The sequence below is a fragment of the Paraburkholderia megapolitana genome (assembly GCF_007556815.1).
GTDB lineage: Bacteria > Pseudomonadota > Gammaproteobacteria > Burkholderiales > Burkholderiaceae > Paraburkholderia > Paraburkholderia megapolitana.
Map to the genome: position 1 here is coordinate 1,639,429 of NZ_CP041743.1, position 20,871 is coordinate 1,660,299.

Below are 20,871 nucleotides of genomic sequence, written 5' to 3' on the forward strand. Positions count from 1 at the left end.
CGGGGGACTACCTACCCACCACTCCACTGGTGCGTAACCGTGCAATGCTTACTGTCAGACCGATCGCGCTTTGCAGCGTCGCCAGCTTCTCGGGATCGAAAGTATTGTTACCCTTGGCGTCTACATATTTTTGCTTCGTCTTGCCCGCCTGTGACAGTTTTGCCTGATCTTGCCAGGCGTCGCCGTGACCAAGCTCGGCCATCGTATCGTAGGTGCGAGGGACCATACCGGGGTCCTGGGGGTGTGGCGTGACGACATACAGGTACAGCATGGGCGCATCCTGCTGCGGCTTGTTTGCCAGTTGCGCCCACTTATCGTGAAAATTCTTTCGTTCCTGCTTCAGGTGCCGCGCGAACTCCGGGTAGAAGAAATACTGGTTCTCCATGTAGATATAGTTGCGCGCGAAACTCGCCGACTGGAAGTAGAGACTCTTGATCGTTTTCTCGTGCTCGTGTGGCTGGGTGCGCACGATCTGCACCTGGTGCGAGGGATCATCCTCCTTACTGGGTACTCCTGGCGGCAGTTCCGGTAGTTCTGTCGTTTTCCATGCATCCGGGGCAAACAGGTTCCAGCCGCGCTCGAAATTCTGGTGCAACCGCTTCAGCGCCTTCCCGACTATCCGGCAAGCGTAGTCCTGATACGGATTGACATGTTTATACGGTGCAGTGCCTGGAGAGCCAGCCGGGTCCTGTGTTTCCTGCTCGTGCTTGTGTTCATCATCGACATACGACTGGGCCCATTCCTCTCGAAGGGGATCGTCGATATCGTGAGCGGTTCTGTCCCAATAGTCCGTGATCGAATTCAACCCCATCACGTATCCCTTTGCGTTATATCCCTTTGCCTTCTTGGCATCGCCGGAGTACGCGTAATCGATCAGAATGGGTTTTTGATGGTGCGTTGCGTAGTCTTCGAGAAGATTTTCTTCATCCACATAACCCTTGTCGCCTTTATCGCTGTGTGTGCTTGGGGCATCCTCTTCCTTCAGTTTGTGCGCCATCAACGACTTGACATCCTTGCTTGAGATACTCCGCAGAACAATCTGCAGCTTCTGGTTCTTCGTCAGGATGCCGCTTAGCTTGCTCTCGCCATCTGGCAAATTGCGCTTCCACCAGTCAATACACCATTGAGTGCGAGCCTCATTTGCATAGGGAGGGGCTTGAAGCAGATTATTTTGAATCCAGCTATCCCAGGAAACCGGGAGGTCAGTGAGGCCTGGCATACTGTTCTGCTTGCGCGATGCCCGCGGGTCGAACCAGATCAGCAATCGGACGGTGACAGGATTTTTCGCACGTTGGGTGATCTGCTCGAGCAGCGCGCCGTAGACGACGCCACGTGGCCACGTGACTGGCTGCTTCTGGGGTATTGGAGGAAGTTTGGGAGCTTGTACAGGCACAGGAGAGGCGAGTGACCCAAGTATTCCCTTGTCTCCGAAAATTGCTTTGTCGAGATCAATTATCGCCTGCTTCGGGTACGGCTCTCCAACACCGGCTGGTGCTTTGGGACCGCGCCAGATCTCCATGCCGGGATCAAAGCCCCAGCAACAGATATCAACTGTCCCCTGCGCGCCCATGAGATCTTCGGCTATCTGCTGGAACCCTTCTTCGCCGCAGACGAAGAACTGGAGATCATTTCCCATGGTCGGCTTGGCGTCCTTGTCGACCTCCGTTTCCAGCAACCACTGAACGGACCCCTGTGCGTTCTGACCGGCTTCGGCAATGGCAACGTCCATCGCGTTATGACTGTCGAGCGGTAACTGTGCCACTTTGTTTGCCCCTGGTTGTTTGAGTTGCGTCGATGTCCGGATCAGATCAGCCGTTCGCCGCGATTGGTTCGCTGGTCCGCATGATCGGGATCTCCCTGAAGCATGTCTTTCACCTTCAGATCGAACTTGCCACCGTTAGCAAGCTTGACCTGATAGGCGGGTGTACCGGGCTGATGATCCTTGATGACCAACCGGCCGAATTCATCGGTAACTCCCTCACCGATTTTTGCGCCGCCCTTATACAGTTCGTACGGCTCGCTCACGTATTGATGTGCTGCGCCCCCGGGAAGAGCGCTTAACGCGAAGTGCAACTGTTCCTTCTCGGGGGGCAACGCCGGAATGTTCGGCGTGCTTACGCTGTCAGGTCCAACGAACGTGCGACTTGCCGAGTGAACCTCGAAGCCGCCCGATGTACCGCTCTTGATCTGGCCAGAGGTCCATCGCGTATAACTGCCGCCGCCATTGATCTCAACTTCCTGCTGGGCACTGATCGTGATCTTTGTGGCAGTGACCGTGATGTTCAGCTTCGCGAGCAAGTTGATGTTGTCCTTCAGTGCCTTTACATCGATGTCGCCTGCCGCAGCAATGAGCCGCATTCCAGCCTCTGCGACGAACAGGCGTAACGCGTTTCGCGCGCTGGCGAAGAACCCTCCGCCCGTGCTCACCGATACGTGCTCACCGGATGTCAGTGACGTGGTTTTGCCGCTACTGACATGAATCATCTCTGGCGTACTCGTAGCTACGCCAGCGGGGCTCGCCAGGACCACATGCGGCTGCTTGAACTGCTTAAGTGCACCGCCTCCCTGAATGTCCTTAGCCTGCGCCTTAAGGGACGTGGCGACAGTCTTCTGCTCCCCATCTTGCGCGCCCGCCGACTGTGCAGATTGCGCAAGACTCGCTGCCGTATCCTGTGCGTTCGCGAGCTGCAGGTTCACCTCATCGACGCTGAACGCGTCGCCGCTCGCGCCGGGGCGCGGATGGGTCGTCAGCAACAGCCCGCGTGCGCCGCGCACCGCAGCGTTTCCGTCCGTACGCAGTTCCACACCTTCGCCGCGCTTCTCGCCACGCCCCGTCGGTTCACTCACGCGTGTGATGTAGCCTGCATGCAAACCCGATTCGAGGTGGTCGCTGCGGATCTGCGTCTGTACCTGACCCTGCGTGTCATCCTTTAGCCAGACGTTGTTCTGCGCACCACCAATTTCCTTGCTCACGAATCCCGACAGCATGTGCTGATCGGGAAGATTCCACTGCGGCGTGTTCGTACCGTTGCCCACTCGCGCCGTTATCAGCGGCCTGTCCGGATCGCCGTCGAGAAACGATACGACGGCTTCATCACCGACTCTCGGCAACTGAACGCCGCCGAAGCCGCCGCTCGCCCACGGCTGCGCGACGCGCATCCAGCACGAGCTCCGCTCGTTGCGCTGGCCGATGCGGTCCCAGTGGAACTGCACCTTCACCCGACCCATCGTGTCCGTATAGACTTCCTGGCCGCCCGGCCCCACCACCGTTACCGTCTGTAACTGCATGACCGGTTTGTGATGTTCGAAGGGGCTGCGGAACGGGACCGATTTGCGCTGCGTTTCGACGTGGACCAGGAACACACCCGTTGATCCATCCGGATGCGCCACGCTGGCTGCGCTGCTCCCGTGAGTCTCCATTGCTTCGGCCACCTGGCCCTGCAGGCTATGTGGAAAATTCGCGTGGTGACTGGAGCCCGGAATGTTGTTCTCGATCAGCCACGTCGCTTCGATGATCGCGAACTGGCGTCTGTCTTCGGCGTCCCGATCGTGCTCTGGATGTCCGGTCAGCTCGAACCATCGACCTGCATCGGCATCACGCAGGCCGCCAGTGCCGTAGAACCGCTTGGCGCGCGATTCCCACTCTTCCATGCGAACTCTCGACAGGTGGTCGCCACGTTCACTTTTGAGGAAGGTATAGGGTCCGGTGTACTCGTAGACTTCGAGCTGCTCGGGCAGCTCCTGCGAGACCGTCGGCACGCTGGTGCCCTTCGGATTGACGAGCGACGATGGGCTCTTGTAGTCAAACGTTCTGGTCGTCAGCAACGCACTGTGCAGGTTGCGTTCGCTGGACCAGTGAACGAGTGCATTCACCTCGCTGTTCGTGCCGTACCGGGAAAACTGCGCCGTCTGCGGCGCGAGCGGCTCGCACGTATCGAGGCGGTCCGTGATCGTCAGCGTGTGCGACTTGCCGTCTTCGCCCTGCTTCCAGATGCCGAACAGACCTTCGGCTTCCATCAACCGGTGAACGAACGTCCAGTCGTCCTCGTACTGAGTGCAATACGATCGGGGTTCGAGCGGCTTCGACAGCGCGAATTTGAACTGACCTTTCGCCTGCGTATGAGCATTGAACACATCGGTCAGGATTTCATCGGCCGGTTTGTCCTGCCAGATGCGCTGATCGCGGCGGAATTTAAGAAAATTCATCCATGACGAAAACCGGAGCTGGTAACTCGTTAATCCGCCTTCAGATCCGAGGCGCCGGACCGAATAAACATACCCGTGATGAGGCAGATAGGATTTATCTGCCTGCTGAAACCACAGGGTTACTGGCTGGCCAGTCAGTTGTTTAAGCTTGATATTGCCGTTCGTCGACAGGGCGTCGAGCGTGAACTCAAAATGCCGCCCAATCCGGGACCAACCCACCGTCCGTTGCGGCAGCAGGACATTATCCCCTAATGGCGTATCCAGTTTGAGCAGACGATCCTGCTGTATCAGCCCCCCTTGAATGGCCCTCACAATATCCTGCGCATTCATTTCTGCCCCATTTATTTTTTACGTGTCCATCTTCACGAGTTAATTACAAACTGCTTGGAACGAAGCGGCGAGACGACAGGGAGACCGGAAACACGGAATGATCTGATTCTAGCAGGCTGATTATATTCAAGGCAGTTTCGCGACAGGATTTAACAAATATCATATGCGAAGGGCAGATATTCATCGGCTGTTAGATAGTGGTTTGGCGAAGTTGAAGGACGGAAAATTAGGGGCGACCAGGTGCGCGCGGCAGGAAGCCCAACCAGAGCAACATGTTCTGTCGACAACCCGCGACGGTTCCACCCACGTTTTTGCCGTGTTCCGCGCACCTCATGCCAACCGCACTACAATGCACGCACTCCGACGTCACGCACCTGTTACCCGTTTGTCTCAATCATGCCCGTCTCGTTCTCCCGTTTCGCCGCCACGCGCGTCCTGCCGGCGCTCACCGCACTGACCGCGCTAGCTGCCTGCAGTACGACCCCGCAACCGAAGTTCCAGCAGGAGCTGTTCGATACCGGCTCGAGCCCGTACACGCACAATTTCAACGCGAGCACCGCGGATACCTGCGAAGGCGCGCGCCGCGCGTTGCTGAGCCAGGGCTACATGACGACGATGACGCGCACCGATACCGTCGACGGCACGAAGAATTTCCAGCCGAATGGCGATTCACACATCGTTGTGGAATTTCACGTGGTGTGTACGGCGGGCGTGGAAGCCGGTAATACGAGCGTGGTCTATGTGAACGCGGTGCAGAATGGCTACGCACTGAAGAAGAGCGATACGTCTGCAAGTGTCGGGCTGAGCATACTCGGCTCGGTGTCGCTGCCGATTCGCTCGAACAACGACGAGATGGTCAAGGTGTCGAGCGAGACGATTCCGTCCGGTCAGTTCTATGACCGCTTTTTTGCGCTGGTCGGCCACTACGTGGAGACCGTCGTGCACGCGGCGCCGGTGTCGAGCGAGCGTATCGATGCGCGTCCGCTGCCGGGCGGCGATTTGCCGGGTGTGCCGCTCGCGCCGGTGATGCCGTCTGTGCCGGCAACCTCGGGTACGCCGGGTGCGCCCGTGACTTCGCCTGCACCGCTCACGCCGCTTCCATCGCTTGCACCACTGGCACCGCCGAAGCCCGCGATGCCGGTCGTTCCCGCAGTGCCGATCGCATCCGCGCTACCTGCGAAGCCTGCAGCAGCCACGGCGCCCGACGCGCTCAACACGCCCACCGCCCCCGACCCCATCGAACGCGCCATACAAGCGGCCCAACCCGCGAGCGCCGCAGCAGCGAGCACCGCACCCTGACGCAAAACCTGCGCGCATCGCTAATTCGCAGCAACACCACGATGCTCCATTGCATCAATGACTTGCCGCGAACCCGTAGAGGATATCCACAGCCTTGCGCACATTTTCTGTTGATAACCCGCTAACCCATCCGCCAGTGCGCGGGCAGCGGCAAACCATACGGCCGATGCAGCCACACATGCGCCGCGACAAACCACGCCGCACCCCACGACGCCCCGACGATCAACAGATCGCAGCGCCCGCTGTTCCACCAGTTCAACGAATGGCGTCCGGCGATCCACGGAACGCCTAGCGGGTTGGGCCAGTCCGCGAGCAGGTGCATCAGTCCGCCGCACGCAAAGCCGAATGCGGCCGCCGCGAGCGGATGATGAAAGCTGGCGAATTTCCACGAGACCACAAGCAGCGCCACCCAGCCGATGCCCCAGTGCGTGACGGTGCGATGCGTGATCCACAGTCGGCGCGAACGCGACCACCAGGCCACTTCGAGCCAGTCGGGTGCGGTGCCGCCCGCGATGGCGGCCGCGAACGCCAGCAGCGCCCACAGATGCCACGGGCCGCTTGCGCCGGCCTGCACGATGAGCGCGGAAGCGATGACACCGGCGGCCCAGCCGGTCGCGTGATGCGCGTGATTCGATGCCACGGAGACGGATGCGGATTCAGCGCAGGTCTACTACTGCAAGCTCAAGCGCTTTCACGCGACGCAGCGCGCGATCGCAAAACGCACATCGGTTTCAGGCGGATCGTCCGAGTCGCCTTCCGGGTGCATGACCTTGACCGTGGTGCCCTGGGCCGACGGTGTCAGCCAGACGTAGTACGCGCTCTTCGAGTGCGAGCCGATGGAGAGCATCGTGACGCCGCCCTCGGTCGACTTCCGCACACGCGACAGACGGCCGTCGAGACAGCTCGCGATGTCCTCGGGTGCGCGCTGCGACGACACGTAGAGCATCGGCGGTTGCGACGCGAGTTGCGGCGGCGGGGCGATCGGAGCGGACCCGCAGGACGCGAGCAGGACAGCGGCAGGAGCAAGCAGGAGGAATCGTTTCATGAGCAGGGCGTCGGTGGCGATGCGATGGTCCTGGTAGACCGTCGGCATGCAGTTCGGTTCAGTTCAGCTAGATGCAGCATATGCGTTGCATGCATCTAGCAGGCCGTCGCGTGACGAAGGACCCATAAGTAAGTGCACTCGCAATGCTTCGTCTCGCACATGCGCGGCGGCGAAAACTGTTGCGAGGCAGTATACCCGCGCGATCTGCCACCCGCGGGCACAGAAAACTTTAGCAACAAAAAAAGCGCGCGCATGACATTGAAGTCATGCGCGCGCTTTGTCGACGCAACGCTACGTCGATACAACGGGCCAAGTCCAGACCCAGCCCGCAGTCTTCCTTAGAAGCGGTGACGCAGGCCGACAGCAACAGCCGTCTGGTTAGCAGTCGACGACGGCGACAGCGTGTTGATCGCTGCGATGTTCGAGCCGAAGTTGCCGAGTTCACCCGAAGCGTGCTGGTACACGCCTTCGACGTACACGTCGGTCCGCTTGCTGAGCGAGTAATCGCCCGTCAGCGAAACCGTATGCCACTTCGGATCGCCCGAACCGTCGCCGGAGAACTTGCCGTTCGTGAACGTATACGCTGCCGCGAGGCTCAAGGCAGGCGTCAAAGCATACTTGCCGTTGATTTCGTAGTTGTCCATGTGCAGGTTCGCACCCGACAGGCCACCGAGGAACGTCGTGCCGCCCGAGCTGATGCCTTGCATGCCGTCCAGCTGCGTGTGCGTGTACACGAGGCCAACCGTTGCCGGGCCGTATACATAGTTGGCACCGATACCGTACGTACGTTGCAGGGTGGCCGCGATGTTCGCGCTGCCGCTACCGGTATTCACCGCACCGTTGGTGTTGGTGCTGCCCGAGTTGTTCAGCTGCAAGTAACCTGCGGCAACGCTCAACGGGCCGTTGTCGTACGACGCGCCGGCGCTCCATGCGCGGTTGTTCGAGAACTGGCCGGCATCGTTGCTGAAGCCGTACAAGCCGCCGAAACGCAGACCCGAGTAGTTCGCGCTCGTGTACTTGACCGAGTTGCTGATCGAGAACGAGTTGTCGAGGTTATCGTTGTCGAACGGGTGGCCGGCGAGGTTGTTGCCGTAGCCCGCGCCCGCAGCCGACAGCGGCGCCAGATAGTCGACGACGGAGTCGTATTGACGGCCGAGCGTCACCGAACCGTACTGGTCGCTTTGCAGACCGACAAACGCCTGACGGTTGAACGTCGTGCCATTCTGCGAGTAACGGCCGTTGTTCAGGTTGAAGCCGCTTTCCAACGTGAAGATCGCGTGCAGACCGCCACCGAGATCTTCGCTGCCGCGCAGCCCGAAGTACGTATCGGACAACGCGCCGCTGCCTTGTTGCCAGTTGCTATGGCCTTGCGAGTTGTTCGAGTAGACGAGGCCGGCGTCCAGCGTGCCGTACAGCGTGACGCTGCTCTGTGCATGCGCGGCGGCGGCCGTGAGTGAGCCCAGGATGCCCGCGACGATAAGGGTTTTTTTCATATTTCAACTCCGAGAACAGTGCATAGGGAATCGCACTTCAGCGCACACCGCTGATGGCGCAGGTTGCCTGACGATTCGCAGCGAAGTGTATTCTCAACAGGAGGTTCTTTAATCGCGAGTTAAGCAACAATGCATTCCAGTATCAGGAATAGCGGATTTAATCCACGTAAGTGCGTGTGAATAAAGAATTTTTCTGAATTGCAGTGGATTGCACCACGGCATGTCAATCGATTAGTTGTTGCGCGAGTGCTACGAAAGGGTCGGAGCCCTTGTCCAGTAAGGCTGAAAACTTACATACCGTTACTGCGATTAATGTGAATTTAAGAAATGAACTGTTCCACTTTATGCGCTCGCCGATAGCGATTTAAGAGCCTAGAATTCGTCTTGCCCCTTGACCAAGGGTAGTCTTTTTCATCTTTATTGCGCGGCTTCCAGCCGCGCTTTTTTTCGTCTGCGATAATTAAATCACGAATAGGTTCCAGAAAAAAGTGAAATAGATTTTTTCACAAAATGAATAGAATGCGGGGGCTTATCCAGTGGGCATAGGGGGCGGTTCGCGGCCGCGGGGCGGGTAGAATTGCGCGTTCGCGCTGAGCCCAGCCCGACGAAATGAGTGAGCCCGAATGACCGACGCACCTGACACGACTGATGCACCCGACGCTCCCGACACCCCTGATACGCAGTTCGACGCCCGCCTGTGGCGCAACGGCGGCTGGACCGCCCGCGTGGTGAAGAACGAAGACGACGACGGCTGGGCTGTCGAAATGATCAAGGACGGCGAAGCGGAACCGGCACTCGTCGGACCGTGGACGATGGGCCGCGACAAGAAAAACCCGAAACCGCTCGATACCTCGGCGTTCAACACGCTCGTGAAGACCGCTTCCGAAGTCCTGCGCCGGCATGAGCAGCAACGGCACGCGCAGTTGCACAAGCGGGTCACGGTGGAATCGGCGGAGGGCGAGATCCTCGTTACGCTCGACATCGTCCCCGACGAGGACGACCCTTACGCACTATTGACCGCGTTCGACCCGTTCGGCGAACGGCTCGCGCAGGCGCGTGTCGCGCCGGGTTTCAAGCTCGCTAAAGAGAATGCGGCCGCGTGGGTCGAAGGCGGCTTCGGGCGCCCGCGCTGATTGCGTCAGCCGCGCCGGCCGTGCAGGTCATGCTGGCGGAAAGCTTCCCGAAACATTAATAAATACTGTCAATATACTTTCATATTCATTTCGTACAGTCCTCGCACCATAGCGGCGCGAGCGACAGCCATGCTGTTCCAGGCCCGGGCCGACTATGCATCGCCCCACGCTACCTACAATCCTGGACCAACACGCCATGGCAGAGCAGCTCGACCTTTCCCGCCGCAAGGCTCTGAAACTTCTCGTCGGCGCACCGATGCTGCCGCTCGGCGGCGGCATCGCGTCGTCGGCGCTGCTGGCGGGATGCGGCGGCAACGATCTCGCCGCGACGCCTGCGCCGAAGCCGGTCGCGAACTTCACCGCGGCATCGTTTAGCGCCATGGCTGCGCCGATGCTTGCGGACCCGGCCGCGATGGCGAAGACCTCGGTGGGCTCGACGCTGACCGCGCAGTTCAGCGACGGCAGCCGCCGCGCCTACACGCTCGCGTATCAGCCGTTCTTCACGACCGGCGATACGGTTGCCGACACGAAAGGCGGCACGATTCTCGCCGGCGGTTACTTCGATATCGGCGGCCAGCCGATCATCGATCGTTCGGTGGCGGGCAAGGAGCGCCAGTTCTTCTCCGATTGCCCGGACGGCAGTTCGCTGATCCGTCTCGACAAGCCGGTCGCGAAGGGTGTGAAGGGCAATACGGTGTTCGCCGTCGTGCAGTTCGAGTACGCGACGCGCGATCAGAGCCTTGTGTCGATGTATGGCCAACTGCCTTCGCCGATCGCCGTGCTCACGCTCGATCAGGACCCGGCCACCGGCAAGCTGACGCTGGTCAGCTATTCGAATGTCGATACATCGGCTGCACACGGGCTGTGGATTACCTGCGGCGCGAGCCTGTCGCCGTGGAATACGCATCTGTCCAGCGAGGAATACGAGCCGGACGCAGCGACGATTTCGACCAATAGCCAGTTCAAGAGCTTCAGCCGCAACCTGTACGGCGACGAAACGAAAGCGAATCCGTACCACTACGGCCATCTGCCGGAAATAACCGTGAATCCGGACGGCACGGGCACGGCCCGCAAGCACTATTGCCTCGGGCGTATTTCGCACGAACTGGTGCAGGTCATGCCCGATCGACGCACCGTGCTCATGGGCGACGACGCGACCAATGGCGGTCTCTTCATGTTCATCGCCGACAAGGCCGCGGATCTGTCGGCGGGGACGCTGTATGTAGCGAAGTGGGCGCAGACGTCATCGGCGGGTGCGGGTTCGGCGACGCTGTCGTGGATCAACCTCGGTCACGCGACGAGCGCCGAGATCGAAGCGCTCGCGAACCAGCTCACCGCGACCGACATCATGGACGTCAAAACCAAAGACCCCGCGGATACGAGCTTCACGAAGATCAACTTCAACGGCACCTTCAACTGGATTCGCATCAAGCCGGGCATGTCGAAGGCCGCTGCGTTTCTCGAGACGCACCGCTATGCGGCGCTCGCGGGCGCCAGCATGGGCTTCACGAAGCTCGAAGGCACGACCGTCAACGCGAAGGACAAGGTGCTGTACTCGGCGATGTCGCGCATCGAGAAATCGATGGTGCGCGGTAATGCGGCATCGACCGATGTTGCAGTCGACCGGACCATCAGCGCCGGCGCGGTGTACGCGCTGAACCTGACGGGCGGCCAGCGTGACCGGATGGGCGTGACGATCGACAGCGACTGGGTGCCGGTCGACATGAGCGCGCCGGCCGCGCTAGTCGGCGAGGACCTGGCAACCGCCGACGCGCTCGGCAATACGGCCAACGCGGACAAGATCGCGAACCCCGACAACCTGAAGTATTCGGAGAAGCTGCGTACGCTCTTTATCGGCGAAGACAGCGGCATGCACGTGAACAACTTCCTGTGGGCGTACCACGTCGATACGAAGACGCTCGCGCGTGTGCTGTCGTGTCCGGCGGGGGCGGAATCTACCGGCTTGCACGCGGTCGACGAGATCAACGGCTGGACCTACGTGATGAGCAATTTCCAGCACGTCGGCGACTGGGAAAGCCCGCTGCACGACAAGGTCAAACCGACGCTTGATCCGTTGGTGCGGGCGAACTACAAGGACCGGTTCGGTGCCTCGGTCGGTTATCTGACCGCCACGCCGGCAGCTATCAAGTTGTGATGCGGAGCGCGCGGCGTGTCATGCGCCGCGCATGGTTTGCGCCAACGCATCGGATTGCCTCAATCGCGTGAAGCCTTTTGACGGCACTTCGCCCCTGTTGCGCGGGCCTGCGATGCGAAGCAGGCCGGCCGTGAAGTGTGCCGTCGACCCCTCCCTCGGAGGGGTATTTTTTTGCCCGCGCTGTTCCGCGCGGGGCTCCCTTCCGATCAGCTCAGCTTGCAGAAAATCGCCGTGATGAACGGCGCGACGTGATGCACGATGGCGCTGCTGCCGGCCTGCGTGACCGCGGCCCGGACCTTGTCCGTTCCGCCGAACACCACCGCGCCATACGCCGACTTCGCAAGCGGCTCGCCGTCGCCGTTACGGAACATCGGATCGTCCTTCTCGAATCCGACAATTGCGACGACGCGAAAACCATACGCAGTCAGATCGACCCCGTGCGCGGGGCTGAATGCGTTGATCGAATTGCTTTCGACGCGGTTCGGTTTCGGGTCGATTAGCTGCTGATCGGCGAGATCCGCGATAAAGCGATGGGCGGACTCGTTGCACGCGAGCGGCGCATCGAGTGCGACGGCGTGGGCGAGTAGCGGGGCGGCGGTGAGCAGGGCCGCGAAAAGCGATAAAAAGGCGCGTTTCATGACGGTAGGATGACACGTTCGCCATGCGCCGGCATGTGTCGGCGCGACGGTTGCGCCGCCCACGGACGGCATAAGGCGGCGCAACGGGCTAGGGAACGGGCCGCAGAACGGGATGCGGCACTTTAAACCAGGTTCGGTAATTTACGCTTTCTGCCGGTATTGGGCATGCTTGCGCAACGCAGTTTTCACAAAAAAAGACGCGCGTAAAAGAGCAAGTTTTTGCGATCCCGTATATATTTCCGGGTTATGAAATCGCGACCACAAACTCCAAATAACGTTCCCGCGCCCAGGACATGGGACGCGCGCCTCGCCCGCCGGCTGGTTACGCCGCTGGTCGACACCTGGATCACGCCGAACCATCTGACCACCCTGCGCCTGCTGATCGGCCTCGCAGGCGCGCTGTGCCTTGCGCGCGGCGGCTTCGCCTCGACCAATGCGGGCGCGCTGCTGATCGTTCTGTCGAATTTCGTCGACCATACCGATGGCGAACTGGCACGGATCAGCGGCAAAACGAGCCGGATCGGTCATTTTTACGATCTCGCAGCCGACGCGTTGGTTACTGTGCTGTTGTTTCTCGGTTTCGGTTTTGCAGCTGCGGCCGCTGCGGCCCATGGCGCAACGGCGACCGCGTTCGTCGTCTCGCCGGTGCTGATGGGCGCCGTAGCGGGCATCGCCGTCGCGCTGATTTTCTTCCTGCGCATGCGTATCGAGGACAAGGAAGGCAAGGCGGGAACGAAGCAGGCGTCTATGGGCGGATTCGAGACCGAAGACGTGCTGTATCTGCTGCCGATCGTGACCGTGACCGGCTCGATTACGCCGTTCCTCGTCGCCGCCGCGATTGGCGCGCCGCTGTTCGCTGTCTGGGTCGTAATCGACTACCGCCGGGTCATGCGTCGTCCGCAAGGAGCCGCGCACACCCGTCTGAACGTGGGTTAACCGATGAGCACGCCGATTCAGGACGACGTGTTCGTCGAGGCCACTTCTGCGCTGCCGGCCTCAGCCGGTACCAGCCAGCCGCCGCGCCCAGCTTCCCCCGCACCCGATCCGGACCGCGCGGTCGCCGCGCGGACGCGCCAGTTCGATAACGCCAGGCTGCGCCAGGATTTCGCCGATCAGGGCGCGTTTCTGTATCTGGACGATTTTCTCGCCCCCGAGGTCACCGCGCAGCTCGCGCAGAGCGCGCGCGATCTGCTCGTCGAGGTGAATCGCAACTACCTGCCGGGCCACAAGCAGGGCGGCAGCGTGAGCCGCCATACGATCGACCGGCTCGCGCCGTTTATCGCGCAGCTGTATCGCTCGAAGGAACTGATCGGCTGGCTCGAACAGATGAGCGGCGATCGTCTGCAGGTGTCGCCGGCCGACGACCCGCATGCCTACGCGCTGTACTACTACACGCGCCCGGGCGACCACATCGGCTGGCATTACGACACGTCGTATTACGACGGCCGTCGCTATACGGTGCTGCTCGGTGTGATCGACGAGTCGTCGTGCCGTCTCGATTACGAGCTGCATACGCGCAACCCCGACATCGCCGATCAGCCCGGTTCGGTGCAGATTCCGCCGGGCGGTCTGGTGTTCTTCGATGGCGACAAGCTGCGCCATCGCATCTCGCCGGCCGGCGAGAACGAAATGCGCGTGTCGCTGACGTTCGAATATGTGACCAATCCGAATATGCGTCCGTGGCGGCGTTTCATTTCGAACATGAAGGACGCGATTGCGTATTTCGGTTTCCGCCAGGTCTTCCGTCAATTGATGAAGCGCAGCGGGGACACCGCGTGACCCGCGCCGCCATGATCCTGCTGTCGATCGGGGCAGCGCTGTTCGTTGCGCTGCTCGCGTGGCAGGGGCTCGGCTCGGTGACGTCGACGCTGCTCGCCGCAGGTTGGGGGCTCGCGCTCGTCGCTGCGTTCCACGTCGTGCCGCTCGTACTCGACGCGGCCGCGATCTCCGTGCTGGTCGACCGGCGCCGCGATGGTGTGACCGAACGCGACACGTTGTACGCGCGCTGGATCGGCGAGTCGGTGAACAGCTTGCTGCCCGCGGGACAGATCGGCGGTCCGGTGGTGATGGTGCGCCAGCTCGCGCAGCGCGGCATGCGCATGCGCGATGCGGCTGCGGCGATCACGGTCAGTACGACATTGCAGGCGCTCGCGCAGATCGTCTTCGCGCTGCTCGGCCTTGGCCTCTTTGGCATCTATGCCGCGCACGGTGCGCTGCAGGACCTGCGCACCGCGACGATCGTTGCGACCGGCGTACTCGGCGCGATGATCGTGATGTTCTACATTGCGCAGCGCCGTGGTCTGTTCGGCCGCATGCTGCGCGTTGTGTCGAAGGTGTTCGGCAAGCGCGACTGGTCGTCGCTGATGACCCGCGCCGATGCCGTCGATGCCGCCGTACACGAGCTTTATCGCAACCGCAGGCGCGTTGCCGCGAGCTTCGCCTTGAGCCTGGTGGGCTGGATTGTCGGTACCGCGGAAGTGTGGCTCGCGTTGCACTTTCTCGGTCATCCGGTCGACTGGATCGATGCGTTGCTGCTCGAAAGCGTGGGGCAAGCCATCCGTGGCGCAGGTTTCGCGATTCCGGGCTCGCTCGGCGTGCAGGAGGGCGGTTATCTGCTGCTCGCACCGCTCGTCGGTTTGCCGCCCGATGCCGCGCTCGCACTGTCGCTTGCGAAGCGCGCCCGCGAATTACTGCTCGGTTTGCCGGGCCTGCTGTTTCTGCATTTCAGCGAACGAAGCTGGCAGCGGCGCCGCTCGACGAGCGTGCCGGCTGTCGACTAACTCTTTTTCAAAGGACCGCCCATGCGCGCCATCATTCTTGCAGCGGGTCTCGGCCTGCGTCTTCAGCAGCCGGCGGGCGAACAGTTTCCCAAGTGTCTGCTGCAGTTCGACGGCATGACGCTGCTCGAACGTCATCTACAGATGCTCGAAGCCGCTGGCGTCGAAGACGTCGTGCTCGCACTCGGCTTCCAGCCCGAAACCGTCAGAACGGAATTGAAGCGCATCGGCTGGCCGCGCGACGTCGAGATCGTGCTGAATCCGCGCTACGACCTCGGTAGCGTGCTGACCGTGCACACCGTTGCCGATGCGCTGACGCGCGGCGGCGACGTGCTGCTGATGGACGCCGACGTGCTGTACGACGAACGCATCCTGAGCGCGCTGGTGGCGGGCGAAACGGTCAACCGTCTGCTGATCGACCGCGATTTCGAAACCGGCGACGAACCCGTCAAGCTGTGCCTGAAAGACAGCGTGCCGGTCGAACTGCGCAAGCAACTCGCGGTGAATCTCGAGTACGACACGATCGGTGAATCGGTGGGCTTTTTCCGCTTCCGCGAAGAAACCGCGCGCCGTTTTGCGCAGATCGTCGCGGGTTATGTCGACAGCGGCCGTGCGAACATGCCGCACGAAGAAGCGGTGCGCGACCTGTTGCTCGAACGCAGCCAGGTGTTCGATACCGCCGATGTAACCGGCGCACCGTGGATCGAGATCGACTTCCCGAACGACGTCGAACGCGCCACGCGCGAAATTCTTCCGCAGCTTCAACCGCTCGTCAGCGCACCGCGCTGAGGCGTTGTCCGTTCACACGTAACTGCTCCTTCGCGTCGCCCGGCTCGGTCCGGGTGACACCCGCGTTTCCCGTTTCGCCCGCAGCTGTTCCTCTCTTTCGATGCCGCTTGCCTTAGGCGCCTTCATTGTTCCGCTGATCGTCGCGTGCGCGATGTTCATGGAGAGTGTCGACTCCACGGTGCTGGTCACGTCGCTGCCGGCGCTCGCGCGATCTCTCGGCCACGATCCGATTACGATGAAGCTCGCGATCACGGCCTACGTGATTGGACTCGGTGTGTTCATTCCGGTGTGCGGCTGGGTGGCCGACCGTTTTGGTTCGCGTACGGTGTTTCGTACCGCGATCGGTATTTTTATCGCCGGCTCGCTGCTGTGCGCTGCGTCGACCTCGCTCGGCATGTTCATCTTTGCGCGCTTTGTGCAGGGTATCGGCGGCGCGATGATGGTGCCGGTCGGGCGCATCATCATCTTCCGCTCCGTGCCGAAGTCGGATTTCCTTCGTGCGGTCAACTATCTGACGATACCTGCGTTGCTCGGTCCGGTGATCGGGCCGCCGCTCGGTGGTTTCATCACCACCTATCTGCACTGGCGACTGATTTTCTTCATCAACATTCCGATCGGCGTGCTCGGCATCTGGCTCGCGAACCGGCACATCGCGAACGTGCGCGAAGCGCATCCTGGGCGACTCGACTGGTTTGGCTTTGTGTTGTCCGCGGGGGGGGCGTCGCTGTTCATGCTGGGGTTGTCGCTGGTAGGCGGCGAACTGGTGTCGAATTCGCGTTCGATCGCGATGTGCGTGGCCGGCGGTGTGTTGCTCGTCGCGTACTGGTGGTACGCGCAGCATGCCGTGCGACCGGTGCTCGATCTGAGCCTGTTGCGCATTCCGAGTTTCAACGCGAGTGTGCTCGGCGGTTCGCTGTTTCGTATCGGCCTCGGCGCGGTGCCGTTTCTGCTGCCGCTCGCGTTGCAGGAAGGACTCGGGATGAGCGCGTTCAAGTCGGGTTCGATTACCTGCGCGTCGGCGTTCGGTTCGATGTTCATGAAGACGGTCGCTTCGCGCGTGTTGCGCCGCTACGGCTTTCGAACAGTGCTGATGTACAACGCGGTGTTCGCAGGTGCTGCGATTGCCGTGTACGGGCTGTTCTTTCCCGGCACGCCGCACTGGGTGATCTGGATTGTGGTGCTGCTGGGCGGCTTCTTTCCGTCGCTGCAGTTCACGAGCCTTAACACGCTGGCGTATGCGGATATTCCGGGCGCCGACGTCGGACGCGCGACGAGCGTTGCAAGTGTCGTCCAGCAGATTTCGCTGGGGCTCGGCGTGACGATCGCCGGGCTCGTGCTGCAACTGTCGCGCGATCTGCAGGGGCATACGACGGTTGCATGGTCCGACTTCTGGCCGGCGTTCCTTGTGGTCAGTCTGTTCTCGCTCGCATCGATTCCAGTCACCGCGAAGCTGCCGCTCGGTGCCGGCGACGAGATCGCGCGCGGTAGCCGCGGTAGCAGCAGTACAGCGCATTAGTGGTAGCGTGTCCGCAGGACGGGGCGGCCGATCCGGACACAGCCGCAGGCGACGCTACACCGATCCCATCCCGAGAAAATCATCCTGCGCAATCGATTCGATCCGGTTGCGTCCGCGTTCCTTCGCACGATAGAGCGCCTGGTCCGCTGCTTCGACGAGTTGATGCGCGGTGCCCGTGCCTGTCGAGCGAAACACCGCGATACCGACGCTGATCGTCACGAAATCGCCAAACGACGGTTCGTTCGGAATGCGGATCGCCCTGACGTCGGCCAGCATGTGCTCGGCCACGATGCGTGCACCGTTCTCGTCGGTGGCCGGCAGGATCGCCGCGAACTCTTCGCCGCCATAGCGCGCGAGCAGGTCGCCGCTGCGCGGCAGCGCCGCTTGCAACGCGCTTGCCACCGCGACGAGGCAGCGGTCGCCCGCCGGATGACCGTAGCGATCGTTGAGCTTCTTGAAGTGATCGATATCGATCAGGAGCAGGCCGAGCGGCAGTTGGGTGCGCGCAGCGCGGCTCCATTCGAGCGTTAGCGTTTGATCGAAGCATCGACGGTTCGCGGTATGCGTCAACGCGTCGGTGAGCACCATCTCTTCGAGGCGGTCCGTGGCATCCCGCAACTCCTGCTGGGTCAGGATGAGCCGGCTTTGCAGGGACGTCGTTCGTATCGTGTAGACGATCAGCGCGGTGAGAATGCCGATTGCGCCGACAAGGTAATGATCGCGTATCAGCAGGATGCTTAACGCAAGCAGCGCAAGCGTATAGAAAATCGGGCTGCCGTTTTCGATGACGACGGCAAGCGGGCGTTTCGCCGCCGCGACGTCGGCTTCGATGCGCGGCCCAGGATCGATCACGCATGCAATACCGAGCAGAAGAAACGGCACATCGACGATGACGTCGAGCACGACGTGGATGCTGGAAATGGCAGCCCAATAGTTGTACACGCCCGCGGTGAGCGCGTAGACCCAAAGATAGCCGCACAGGATCGCGTAGAACCTGCGGTCGTGGCCGCGCGGCTGGGCGAGAAGACGCAAGGTCGCTGCCGTGGCGAGAACGACGTTCTCGATGTTGTAGGTGAGTACGAGGGTCGGCACCGAGATCGGGTCGAGCACATGATCCGAAAACGGTGCGACGGAAAAGATCGCGATATAGGCGAGATAACCGGTCAACACCGCCTGGATGGTGTCCATCCACACAAGCAATGGGAGCTGCTGTTCGTTCGAAACGAATGAAATGGCGAGGAGTACGGGGACGCCATAGATGAAGAAACTGAAATCGGAGAACCACGCGACGGTCTGCGGCGTCTGCTGGACCAGATCTTCCCACGCGTTGAGTGTCACGCCGCACGTCCACAGCAACAGGCCTGCGCCAAGCAATACCCACGGTGTGCGCGACTTGCGCGGCTCGATGCGGGCGCGCCAGCCGCAGGCGGCCAGCGCCAGCGCCGGCGCAAGAATCAGAAAAGGGTAGCTGACCTGCATCGCCGACGCTGGAAACACGACGACGCATAGCGCATGCGCGCCGAGAAACGACACAGCGAACAACGCAAGATGGAGCGGCTTTGGCGAACGACGCAAGGTTTCACCCCAGGACTCGAGCAAGGCAGGTGAAAGCCATCATGAAGCCGGATGGCGCTTCGGTTTCTCTGCTTCGGTTTTTCTTGTAGATGCCGGCAATCTCGACATATCTTAGCTTACGACGTACGAAGCACGGCCTGAGGGCGATCGAACGTGTCTTTGCATCCTCGATCACCGGATGGATTTTGACAGCCGATAATTGCGTCCCATCTGAAACCAGGAGTGTTCATGCAACGACGCCGTTTCTCCGCTTCGCTGGGTCTTCTCGCCGCGGCTGTATCGACAGGAAACCTGCCGGCCGGTGCTGCGCCGCGTGCGCAGGGTTCGAGCGCGACAGCGGCCGTTGCACTGCGGCATTACCTGGCGCGAATCGCCGAACTCGATCGCGGTGGCCCGCAATTGCGCAGCATCATCGAACTCAATCCCGATGCAGCGACGATTGCCCGTACGCTCGATGCGCAACGTCGCGCGGGACACGTACGTGGGCCGCTGCACGGCAGCATCGTCGTCGTGAAGGACAACATCGCCACGGGCGATCGCATGTCGACAAGCGCCGGTTCGCTCGCGCTAGACGGCGTGCGCGCCACGCGCGACGCCTCGTTGATTGGCCGTCTGCGCGAAGCGGGCGTCGTAATTGCGGGCAAGACGAACCTGAGTGAATGGGCGAACCTGCGCTCGACGCGCTCCACAAGTGGATGGAGCGCACGCGGTGGCCTCACGCGTAACCCGTATGCGCTCGATCGCAATACGAGCGGCTCGAGTTCGGGTTCGGCGGTGGCTGTTGCCGCCGGTCTTGCCGACATGGCGGTCGGCACTGAGACCGATGGCTCGATCGTGTCGCCTTCATCGATCAATGGTGTGGTCGGGCTCAAACCGACCGTCGGCCGCGTGAGCCGCGACGGCATCATACCGATCTCGCACACACAGGACACAGCAGGGCCGATTGCGCGCACCGTCACCGATGTTGCGCGACTGCTTGCCGCGATGGCCGGTACCGATCCGCTCGATCCCGCCACACAGCATGCACCGGCTCCCGATAACTATCTGGCTGCACTCGATCCGCACGCACTACGCGGCGCGCGTATCGGCGTCGCCCGCAATTTCTTCACGGGCCATGACGAAATCGACCAGCAGATCGAACGTGCGCTCGCGAAACTCGTTGCACTCGGAGCCGTTCTTGTCGATCCGGTCGATCTGCCCAAGGTGAGCTACGGCGATGCCGAGCAGGCGGTGCTGCTGCATGAGTTCAAGCACGATCTGCCGTTATGGCTCAAGACGTTTGCGCCACATGCGCCGATACGTAACCTCGCCGACCTGATTGCATTCAACGACGCACATCGCAAGCAGGAAATGCCGTACTTCGGCCAGGAGCAGCTGACGCAGGCTCAGGCGCTCGGCGGGCTCGATAGCGATGTCTACCTGAAAGCGCTCGCCACATGCCGCAAGGCCGCGCGCGATGACGGAATGGATCGTGTGTTACGTGAACACAAGCTCGATGCGATTGTCGCGCCAACCGGTGGGACAGCGTGGCTGACCGATTTTATTAACGGCGACAGCGGCAGCGATGGATTTTCGACGCCGGCTGCCGTTGCCGGCTATCCGCATCTGACCGTACCTGCAGGTCTAGTGCGCGGTTTGCCGATTGGTCTGTCGTTTGTCGGTCCCGCGTGGAGCGAAGCACGACTGCTCGCGCTCGGCTACGCATTCGAGCAGGCGACGCAGTGGCGTCGCGAGCCGAGCTTCCAGACGCGCACGGCGATACCGCCGTTGACGAGTTGATGTATCTGCGGACGGCAAGATCACGACACGCTGCGTGCGGAATTGCCGCACGCACTCAGGGCTTCCAGCGGCTTCGCAAACAGGCAATTGGCATGTTATAAGCCCAAGACAGACTTTTCATGCCAACAGAGGAACT

16 protein-coding genes are annotated in these 20,871 nt (G+C 61.4%); 9 read left to right on the forward strand and 7 right to left on the reverse strand.

Features of this window, described 5'->3' with window-relative positions:
- Positions 1-7: 7 nt before the first annotated feature.
- Together FNZ07_RS06935 and FNZ07_RS06940 are read right to left on the reverse strand one after the other, a co-directional pair.
- Positions 8-1,762: a phospholipase D-like domain-containing protein gene (locus tag FNZ07_RS06935; protein ID WP_245811559.1), complete on the reverse strand. Its 1,755-nt coding sequence runs from the start codon at positions 1,760-1,762 to the stop codon at positions 8-10.
- A gap of 41 nt (positions 1,763-1,803) precedes the next feature.
- On the reverse strand, positions 1,804-4,536 hold the full coding sequence (locus FNZ07_RS06940; protein WP_091014829.1) for a type VI secretion system Vgr family protein: 2,733 nt from the start codon (positions 4,534-4,536) through the stop codon (positions 1,804-1,806).
- A gap of 396 nt (positions 4,537-4,932) precedes the next feature.
- Between FNZ07_RS06940 and FNZ07_RS06945 the strand changes: the two genes are divergently transcribed.
- Positions 4,933-5,835: a DUF2242 domain-containing protein gene (locus FNZ07_RS06945; RefSeq protein WP_091014831.1), complete on the forward strand. Its 903-nt coding sequence runs from the start codon at positions 4,933-4,935 to the stop codon at positions 5,833-5,835.
- 121 nt (positions 5,836-5,956) lie between these two features.
- On the opposite strand, the gene FNZ07_RS06950 is transcribed toward FNZ07_RS06945, so the two are convergent.
- The 3 genes from FNZ07_RS06950 to FNZ07_RS06960 all read right to left on the reverse strand — a co-directional run bounded on the left by FNZ07_RS06950 (position 5,957) and on the right by FNZ07_RS06960 (position 8,373).
- Entirely contained in the window at positions 5,957-6,475 is a 519-nt protein-coding gene (locus FNZ07_RS06950) for a metal-dependent hydrolase (RefSeq protein ID WP_091014834.1), read from the reverse strand.
- Positions 6,476-6,526: 51 nt separating this feature from the next.
- Complete coding sequence (locus FNZ07_RS06955) at positions 6,527-6,880, reverse strand: hypothetical protein (protein WP_091015832.1); 354 nt, start codon at positions 6,878-6,880, stop codon at positions 6,527-6,529.
- 338 nt (positions 6,881-7,218) lie between these two features.
- A complete protein-coding gene (locus FNZ07_RS06960) occupies positions 7,219-8,373 on the reverse strand; it encodes a porin (protein WP_091014837.1) in 1,155 nt (384 codons plus the stop codon).
- Positions 8,374-8,996: 623 nt separating this feature from the next.
- Between FNZ07_RS06960 and FNZ07_RS06965 the strand changes: the two genes are divergently transcribed.
- Positions 8,997-9,506: a hypothetical protein gene (locus FNZ07_RS06965; protein ID WP_091014839.1), complete on the forward strand. Its 510-nt coding sequence runs from the start codon at positions 8,997-8,999 to the stop codon at positions 9,504-9,506.
- A gap of 196 nt (positions 9,507-9,702) precedes the next feature.
- The gene (locus FNZ07_RS06970; RefSeq protein ID WP_091014841.1) at positions 9,703-11,661 is read left to right on the forward strand and encodes a PhoX family protein; all 1,959 of its coding nucleotides are present in this window, start codon (positions 9,703-9,705) and stop codon (positions 11,659-11,661) included.
- A gap of 206 nt (positions 11,662-11,867) precedes the next feature.
- On the opposite strand, the gene FNZ07_RS06975 is transcribed toward FNZ07_RS06970, so the two are convergent.
- Positions 11,868-12,299: a hypothetical protein gene (locus tag FNZ07_RS06975; RefSeq protein ID WP_091015834.1), complete on the reverse strand. Its 432-nt coding sequence runs from the start codon at positions 12,297-12,299 to the stop codon at positions 11,868-11,870.
- Positions 12,300-12,545: 246 nt separating this feature from the next.
- Here FNZ07_RS06975 and FNZ07_RS06980 point away from each other — a divergent pair, with 246 nt between their 5' ends.
- The 5 genes from FNZ07_RS06980 to FNZ07_RS07000 all read left to right on the forward strand — a co-directional run bounded on the left by FNZ07_RS06980 (position 12,546) and on the right by FNZ07_RS07000 (position 17,381).
- Complete coding sequence (locus FNZ07_RS06980) at positions 12,546-13,235, forward strand: CDP-alcohol phosphatidyltransferase family protein (protein WP_091014843.1); 690 nt, start codon at positions 12,546-12,548, stop codon at positions 13,233-13,235.
- A gap of 3 nt (positions 13,236-13,238) precedes the next feature.
- Positions 13,239-14,078, forward strand: coding sequence for a HalD/BesD family halogenase (locus FNZ07_RS06985; protein ID WP_091014846.1), 840 nt, complete (start codon positions 13,239-13,241; stop codon positions 14,076-14,078).
- Positions 14,075-15,079 carry a flippase-like domain-containing protein gene (locus FNZ07_RS06990; protein WP_091014849.1) on the forward strand — a complete coding sequence of 335 codons (1,005 nt, stop codon included), beginning with the start codon at positions 14,075-14,077 and terminating at the stop codon, positions 15,077-15,079. Before FNZ07_RS06985 ends, FNZ07_RS06990 begins: the two co-directional genes overlap by 4 nt.
- A 21-nt stretch (positions 15,080-15,100) precedes the next feature.
- Positions 15,101-15,865 (forward strand): phosphocholine cytidylyltransferase family protein, encoded by a 765-nt coding sequence (locus FNZ07_RS06995; RefSeq protein WP_091014851.1) that lies wholly within the window; start codon positions 15,101-15,103, stop codon positions 15,863-15,865.
- Positions 15,866-15,965: 100 nt separating this feature from the next.
- Positions 15,966-17,381, forward strand: a complete 1,416-nt coding sequence (locus FNZ07_RS07000) for an MFS transporter (RefSeq protein ID WP_091014853.1) — start codon at positions 15,966-15,968, stop codon at positions 17,379-17,381.
- A gap of 54 nt (positions 17,382-17,435) precedes the next feature.
- Here the strand turns inward: FNZ07_RS07000 and FNZ07_RS07005 are convergent, their stop codons facing one another.
- Positions 17,436-18,956 carry a GGDEF domain-containing protein gene (locus tag FNZ07_RS07005; RefSeq protein ID WP_091014856.1) on the reverse strand — a complete coding sequence of 507 codons (1,521 nt, stop codon included), beginning with the start codon at positions 18,954-18,956 and terminating at the stop codon, positions 17,436-17,438.
- Between the two features lie 228 nt (positions 18,957-19,184).
- Between FNZ07_RS07005 and FNZ07_RS07010 the strand changes: the two genes are divergently transcribed.
- Complete coding sequence (locus tag FNZ07_RS07010) at positions 19,185-20,735, forward strand: amidase (protein WP_091014858.1); 1,551 nt, start codon at positions 19,185-19,187, stop codon at positions 20,733-20,735.
- The last annotated feature ends 136 nt before the right edge of the window (positions 20,736-20,871 follow it).

What these genes read in the sequence shown, in the direction of transcription:
- FNZ07_RS06940 (WP_091014829.1), bottom strand. Translation starts at nt 4,536, where the DNA reads ATGAATGCGCAGGATATTGTGAGGGCCATTCAAGGGGGGCTGATACAG.
- FNZ07_RS06945 (WP_091014831.1), top strand. Translation starts at nt 4,933, where the DNA reads ATGCCCGTCTCGTTCTCCCGTTTCGCCGCCACGCGCGTCCTGCCGGCG.
- FNZ07_RS06955 (WP_091015832.1), bottom strand. Translation starts at nt 6,880, where the DNA reads ATGAAACGATTCCTCCTGCTTGCTCCTGCCGCTGTCCTGCTCGCGTCC.
- FNZ07_RS06960 (WP_091014837.1), bottom strand. Translation starts at nt 8,373, where the DNA reads ATGAAAAAAACCCTTATCGTCGCGGGCATCCTGGGCTCACTCACGGCC.
- FNZ07_RS06965 (WP_091014839.1), top strand. Translation starts at nt 8,997, where the DNA reads ATGACCGACGCACCTGACACGACTGATGCACCCGACGCTCCCGACACC.
- FNZ07_RS06970 (WP_091014841.1), top strand. Translation starts at nt 9,703, where the DNA reads ATGGCAGAGCAGCTCGACCTTTCCCGCCGCAAGGCTCTGAAACTTCTC.
- FNZ07_RS06975 (WP_091015834.1), bottom strand. Translation starts at nt 12,299, where the DNA reads ATGAAACGCGCCTTTTTATCGCTTTTCGCGGCCCTGCTCACCGCCGCC.
- FNZ07_RS06980 (WP_091014843.1), top strand. Translation starts at nt 12,546, where the DNA reads ATGAAATCGCGACCACAAACTCCAAATAACGTTCCCGCGCCCAGGACA.
- FNZ07_RS06985 (WP_091014846.1), top strand. Translation starts at nt 13,239, where the DNA reads ATGAGCACGCCGATTCAGGACGACGTGTTCGTCGAGGCCACTTCTGCG.
- FNZ07_RS06995 (WP_091014851.1), top strand. Translation starts at nt 15,101, where the DNA reads ATGCGCGCCATCATTCTTGCAGCGGGTCTCGGCCTGCGTCTTCAGCAG.
- FNZ07_RS07000 (WP_091014853.1), top strand. Translation starts at nt 15,966, where the DNA reads ATGCCGCTTGCCTTAGGCGCCTTCATTGTTCCGCTGATCGTCGCGTGC.
- FNZ07_RS07010 (WP_091014858.1), top strand. Translation starts at nt 19,185, where the DNA reads ATGCAACGACGCCGTTTCTCCGCTTCGCTGGGTCTTCTCGCCGCGGCT.